This window comes from Vibrio sp. 378 (genome assembly GCF_033339435.1).
In genome coordinates, this window is the sequence record NZ_JAWOUO010000011.1 from 130,152 (window position 1) to 136,544 (window position 6,393).

The following is a 6,393-nucleotide window of genomic DNA, read 5'->3' on the forward strand; positions in this document are numbered from 1 at the left end:
AAAGTTAGACGTGATTTACGCCAAGTTTATTGGTAATGACATAGTTTGCGTCAATTAAATGCAAAAAACCCATCACTACCGAAGTAGAGATGGGTCTCGAATAGGTGGAGCCGACACATAAGCCGGGTTCTGTTCCGCTTGCGCGGCGGTAGCCATTCGTCTAGGCCAGCAATCACTCACTGGCTCGAGCAACCTACCCGCCTCCTTACGCGAGCAACGCAATGTGGAGGCCTATTTGGTCTTGCTTCAGGTGGAGTTTACCCTGCTACGAACTATTGCTAGTCGTCCGGTGCGCTCTTACCGCACCCTTTCACCCTTACCTGTACCCTTACGGGCCATCGGCGGTCTTCTCTCTGCTGCACTTGTCGTAGGCTTGCGCCCCCCAGGCGTTACCTGGCACCTTGCTCTATGAAGCCCGGACTTTCCTCCCCTTTGTCAGTCTCCCGAAGGACGTCAACGTCAGTCTCCCAAAGGGACTTCGACGTCAGTCTCCCGAAGGACATCAACAAAGCAGCGACTACCCAGTCAGCTCCGAGGGCGGATTGTATAGAGTTCTCACTTCAGAGTCTAGTTAGATCACAGATATGATGAAATGAATGCACTAAGTGATGACTTTTTAGTCAACGTGCCAAAAATAGATAATAAAAAGGCCGATGCCTAAACATCAGCCCTCATTGACCATTTATCTCGCTAGCGGCACTTAGTCTAAGTTTTCTAAGCCCCATTTATATAGCGCATTCTTCTTCAAGTTATGTATTTCTGCCACCAAAGCAGCTGCTTTTTTCAAAGGCAGCTCTTTGGTCAAAATCCCTAACGTGCGTAAAGCATCTTCAGGTAGTGAGTCGTCTGTTGTTTCACGATGGCCATGTACCAACAATACCATTTCACCACGCTGTTGGTTATCGTCACTTTTCACCCATTCAATCAGCTCACCTAACGGCATGCCTTGAATGGTTTCAAAGGTTTTTGTTAGCTCTCTTGCCAACACAACTTCTCTATCTGGGCCAAGAACGTCTAACATGTCTTGTAGAGAGTCTAAAATACGGTGCGGTGACTCGTAAAAAATACACGTACGCTCTACCGAAGCAATCTCTAGGAATTTATCCTTACGACCTTTGCTTTTCGGTGGTAAAAAACCTTCGAAGCTAAAGCGATCCGATGGCAAGCCAGAGGCACTTAACGCCGTAATGACCGCACAAGCACCTGGAAGAGGCACAACTCTAACGCCCACTTGACGACATTTTGTCACCAAATGGTATCCTGGGTCGCTGATAAGTGGCGTACCAGCGTCAGAAACTAATGCGATAGACTGACCGGAAAGCAGCTTTTCTACCAAAACTTGTGCTTTTTGCTGCTCATTGTGGTCATGTAGAGCAAAAGTTTTGGTTTGAATATTGAAGTGAGACAGTAATTTGCCCGTATGTCGAGTATCCTCAGCGGCAATGATGTCCACAGTCGACAGAATTTCGATAGCACGTTGGGTGATATCCGCTAAATTTCCGATTGGAGTCGGTACGATATAGAGAGTTGGCCCCTCATTCGGCAACTTATTTTTATCTGTCATTTGTTTACCATCACTTCAACGATTAATATAGAGACAATTTTGTACAAAATTATAGAGAACTCACGGCAATGATTAACCATAAGAGACTCAGTGTACCACGCATACTTACTCCTGTTGCACTAGCAATTACGCTCGCCGCCTGTTCTTCAGGTCCAAGACAGCCTGATGGCGTTGATGTAACACTTGAGCCTACTCAGTCTGTTCAGAACTATATGATCCAAGCTGATAGCACGGAAGGCAGTTTACAAAATGACTGGTTGATCATGGCAACCAAAGCCGCGATTCAAGCAAACCAGTTTGATCAAGCAGAAATGTTGATCAAGCGCCTGGCTCGTCAACAGTTAACCGAAGTTCAGCAAGCAGAGTGGCAACTAGCGCGTGCGACCATACAGCAAAAACAGGGTAATTACTCTCAGTTGCTGCAATTGTTGAATTTTAAACCTTGGTGGAAGTTGCCAAATGAGCAATGGAAAGACTATTACTTGATGCGTGCCGACGCTTATCAAGGTCTTAACCAAGCGTTTGAGGCAAACCGCCAACTGGTTGCATTTGGCCAATATGCATCGTCCGCGGAGCAGAGAGAGATTTCTAGCCGTATTTGGATGAACTTTGGCAGCTACTCCGAGTACGAACTGACCTCATTAGAAACAGAGCCAAATGAAGATGTTTTGGATGGTTGGCTACAACTCGCTATTTATGCGAAAACGCTGTCGGGCAACTTATCCCAACTAAAAAATACCCTAGAACGCTGGTTAAACGAGAACCCATCGCACCCAGCCGCTATCTACACACCAGAAGAGATTCAAAACATTCTCTCTCTAGACATTGTTAAACCAAACAACACCGCTTTGTTACTGCCGCTTACTGGTAAATTCTCGCCACAAGCGCAATTAATTCGTGATGGTTTTGTGTTTGCGATGATGAATGATCGTAACCGTGATCCAAGCGCTACCCTCACGGTAATAGACACTAATGCGTATAACGCCGACCAAATTAAACAACGTTTGATCAATGAAAACATCGATTTTGTTGTTGGTCCTCTAGAAAAAGAGAACGTTGAGCTATTGCACACAACCATGGATGGCTCAGAAAATGGTCCTACGATTCCAGCCCTTGCGCTAAATATTCCCGAAGATGTGCAACCAGATAGCAATATTTGCTACTTGGCATTATCACCGGAACAAGAAGCCGCACAAGCAGCGAAACACTTGTTCAGCGAAGGCTATAACTTCCCTCTGATTCTGGCACCAAAGGGCAGCTTTGGTGAACGTGTAACTGAAGCGTTCAACAAAGAGTGGCGCAAGTACAGCTCTAATAAAGTCGCAGCAAGTTATTTTGGTGACAAGCGCCAACTTCAAAAAGACATCAATGAAGTATTTGGTCTGCAAGAAAGCAAACAACGTATTGCTCAGATGCAATCACTAATGCGTATCAAGCTTGAAACACAGCCACGTAGCCGTCGTGATGTCGATGCGGTTTATATTGTTGCTAGAAGCACGGAACTGACTTTGATCAAGCCGTTTATTGAGGTAGCGATTAACCCAGACGCCAAAGCGCCACAAATTTTCTCTAGCTCGCGTAGCAACAGTGGCGGCGCGACTTACGAAGATCTAACAGGCATCATCTACAGCGATATTCCATTACTGATTGACCCAGACCCTAGCGTGACCGCTGAAATGAACGAGCTGTGGTCAGAGCAATCTAACATGGAAAAACGTTTGAAAGCACTGGGTATGGATGCGTATAAATTGATTGGGGAGCTGCCACAAATGAAGGTCGTTCCGGGCTACTCAGTTGGCGGCCAAACCGGTATTTTAAGTATCGACAATAATTGTGTTGTACAGCGTGAGCTAAGCTGGGCTGAGCGTGGGGCTCTTTAGCAAGCGCCAAATCGGAAATCAATATGAAGCTCTGGCGAAGCAGTATTTACAACGCCAGGGCTTAAACTTTATTGAACAAAATTTTCTGACTAAGGTCGGTGAGATTGATTTAATCTTCCAACAAGGTGAAACTATTGTGTTTGTTGAAGTCAAATACCGTAAGAACAATCACTTTGGCTCGGCAGCAGAAATGGTGACGCACGCTAAAATGCGCAAGCTAGTCAAAACCGCACAAGTTTGGCTTAGCCAACAAAAGCGCTTAAAACACAATATCGATTATCGATTTGATGTCATCGCCATTCATGATAATGGGCGAGATATCAACTGGATAGAAAACGCAATCTCTGAAGGATAAGCGATGCTAGACAGCATTAAAGACAGCTTTACAGAAAGTATTCAAATTCAAATCGCAGCAGCAGAGGCGCTGCCTGATGCCATTACTCATGCAGCTCAAGCGATGGTGTCGAGCCTGCTTAATGGCAATAAAATTTTATGTTGTGGTAATGGCGGCAGTGCTTCAAACGCTCAACAATTTGTTTCTTGTCTTTTAAACCGTTTTGAAACTGAGCGCCCTAGCTTACCAGCAATGGCCTTAACCGCCGATAATACCACCCTAACCGCAGTGGCCAACGATTACCACTACCAGGAAATCTTCTCAAAACAGGTACGAGCGTTTGGTCAACCAGGCGACATTTTGCTTGCCATGTCAACTAGCGGTAACAGTAAAAATATTATCAAAGCGATGGAAGCAGCCGTAACTCGAGACATGACGATTATCGCGCTAACAGGAAAAGATGGCGGAGAGATGGCAGGACTGCTCGGTGAGAACGACGTCGAAATTCGTATTCCATCACACCGCACTGCACGTATTCACGAAGTACATATGGTAACACTCCATTGCCTTTGTGATCTTATTGACCAGGTGCTTTTCCCTGCTCACGAAGAGTAACCAAGACTGAGAGTCAGAATTATGATACGTAGCCTTGTTATCTTATTAACAGCATTGAGTTTAAGTGGTTGCGCAGGTTTGTTTATCGCAGGTGCAGCAACCACAGCGAATATTGTCACGGACACACGCACGACAAAACAAATCTGGCAGGACAATAACATCGAATTCGAAGTTGCGGCGATCGGCAATAAAGCACCGTTTAAAGGTGAAGTTCGTGTCGTTGCCAGTTCATATAATGGGACTGTAGTCCTTATGGGACAAGCTCCGACACAAGACCTTATCCTTGCTTTAGAGCGAAGGGCTCGAGAAGTTAGTGGTGTAAAAGTCATACACAATCAAATCAAACAAAAAGAGCCACTCACTGTTACTCAGATTAGCAATGACAGCTGGATCACAACCAAAGTAAAGTCAGCTTTGCTTACTGATTCTGAGCTTAATGGTGTTAAGGTTAAAGTGATCACCGAAGATGGCGACGTTTTTCTGTTTGGTTATGTCACGCCAGAGCAAGGCGATCGAGCGACAGAAATCGCGCGTAATATCTCAGGCGTAAAACAAGTCATTAAAGGGTTCCAATACGGCGAAATGGAGCCTGTTGAAGTAGACTTACCGAGTGACGGTGTACAAACAATAGAAAGTGAGGCAAGTACAGAAAGTGAAGAGAACGTCGAAGTCTTTACGATTAGTGAGTAATTTCCAAAGTCTGGCTTGAAATCATCTTCAACAAGTTAAAAAGAAAAAAGCAGCGTTACGCTGCTTTTTTATTATTTAATCACTCTTAAGCTTGGTTTGCCTTTTGGTCGAGGAGCATCGTCCTCATCGGCATCTGAATCAGAAACTAACTCAGAAGGCTCATCGCTAACCGTTGTGAACGATGGGGATGATTCTTCCTCGGTCATCGCTTCTTCTTCGATGTGAGTGTACGCTTCTTCTGGTTCAAACATAGTACCAGCACCATTCTCACGTGCATAAATAGCTTGAACAGCATACACAGGCACGATCACTGAGTGCGGACGACCGCTAAAGCGAGCATGGAAGGTAATCGCATCATTACCTAACTCAAGATTACCCACTGCACGTGGCGCAATATTCAAAATAATTTGACCATCTTGAATAAATTCAACCGGGACACGCACCCCTGGCATTGTTGCATCCACAACCAAGTGAGGAGTCAAGTCATTGTCTACTAACCAATCGTAAAATGCGCGAAGCATATACGGGCGGCGAGCAGTCATTTTTGCAATATCCATAACGTGTTTTAAATCGCTTAGCGAACTAGGCGCATTTCACGTTCAGCTTCAGTCAAAGAAGCAAGGAACGAATCACGTTCAAATACGCGGTTCATGTATACCTTGATTTCTTTTGAACCAGGGCCAACAAGATCGATACCAAGTTGAGGCAAACGCCACAATAGTGGTGCTAGGTAACAATCGATCAAGCTGAATTCTTCGCTCATGAAGTACTCATATTCAGCAAAAATTGGCGCTAACGTCAGAAGATCATTACGCAGCTTTGTGCGTGCTTTTTCTGATTCTTCCGCATTACCTTTCATCACTTTTTCAGCGAGTGAATACCAGTTGCGTTCGATACGGTACATCATCAAGCGGCTGTTGCCACGAGCAACAGGGTAAACCGGCATTAGAGGTGGATGAGGGAAGCGCTCGTCCAAGTACTCCATGATGATTTTTGAATCGTAAAGAGCTAGCTCACGGTCAACAAGAGTTGGCACTGATTTATATGGGTTTAGCTCAACAAGCTCAGCAGGAAGGTTTGCTTCGTCAACAAGCTCAACTTCAACACTTACGCCTTTTTCAGCTAGTACAATGCGAACCTGATGGCTATACAAATCTGATGCACTTGAGAAAAGAGTCATCACAGAACGTTTATTGGCAGCTACAGCCATGGAGCCCTCCAGTACACTTACAAGTAAATTACCACCTTCTAAAGAAGGTGGCTTTGTGTGAGCCCCCTAAAAGGGGGCCTTTGTTTAGTCCAGCGCCAAT

At 45.1% G+C, this 6,393-nt stretch carries 7 protein-coding genes and 1 other RNA gene; 4 read left to right on the forward strand and 4 right to left on the reverse strand.

Translation table 11 applies throughout. The features are described 5' to 3' along the window. Positions 1-102: 102 nt before the first annotated feature. Together rnpB and rsmI are read right to left on the reverse strand one after the other, a co-directional pair. An RNA gene (gene rnpB, locus R7Q48_RS18765) (RNase P RNA component class A) lies at positions 103-533 on the reverse strand. A 167-nt stretch (positions 534-700) separates the two neighbouring features. After that, positions 701-1,564 (reverse strand): 16S rRNA (cytidine(1402)-2'-O)-methyltransferase, encoded by an 864-nt coding sequence (rsmI, locus tag R7Q48_RS18770; protein ID WP_182038534.1) that lies wholly within the window; start codon positions 1,562-1,564, stop codon positions 701-703. A 68-nt stretch (positions 1,565-1,632) separates the two neighbouring features. Here rsmI and R7Q48_RS18775 point away from each other — a divergent pair, with 68 nt between their 5' ends. The 4 genes from R7Q48_RS18775 to R7Q48_RS18790 are packed head-to-tail and all read left to right on the forward strand — an operon-like array spanning position 1,633 to position 5,083. Next, positions 1,633-3,444, forward strand: a complete 1,812-nt coding sequence (locus R7Q48_RS18775; RefSeq protein ID WP_005372905.1) for a penicillin-binding protein activator — start codon at positions 1,633-1,635, stop codon at positions 3,442-3,444. Further along, entirely contained in the window at positions 3,431-3,799 is a 369-nt protein-coding gene (locus R7Q48_RS18780; protein WP_005372903.1) for a YraN family protein, read from the forward strand. Before R7Q48_RS18775 ends, R7Q48_RS18780 begins: the two co-directional genes overlap by 14 nt. Positions 3,800-3,802: 3 nt before the next feature. Beyond that, positions 3,803-4,393 carry a phosphoheptose isomerase gene (locus R7Q48_RS18785; protein WP_005372901.1) on the forward strand — a complete coding sequence of 197 codons (591 nt, stop codon included), beginning with the start codon at positions 3,803-3,805 and terminating at the stop codon, positions 4,391-4,393. 21 nt (positions 4,394-4,414) lie between these two features. Then, the gene (locus R7Q48_RS18790) at positions 4,415-5,083 is read left to right on the forward strand and encodes a BON domain-containing protein (RefSeq protein WP_017633609.1); all 669 of its coding nucleotides are present in this window, start codon (positions 4,415-4,417) and stop codon (positions 5,081-5,083) included. Between the two features lie 71 nt (positions 5,084-5,154). Here R7Q48_RS18790 and sspB read toward each other — a convergent pair whose 3' ends face one another. Both sspB and sspA read right to left on the reverse strand, forming a co-directional pair. After that, a complete protein-coding gene (gene sspB, locus R7Q48_RS18795) occupies positions 5,155-5,640 on the reverse strand; it encodes a ClpXP protease specificity-enhancing factor (RefSeq protein WP_213874546.1) in 486 nt (161 codons plus the stop codon). 17 nt (positions 5,641-5,657) lie between these two features. Next, positions 5,658-6,293 carry a stringent starvation protein SspA gene (gene sspA / locus R7Q48_RS18800; RefSeq protein ID WP_005372897.1) on the reverse strand — a complete coding sequence of 212 codons (636 nt, stop codon included), beginning with the start codon at positions 6,291-6,293 and terminating at the stop codon, positions 5,658-5,660. Positions 6,294-6,393: the final 100 nt, after the last annotated feature.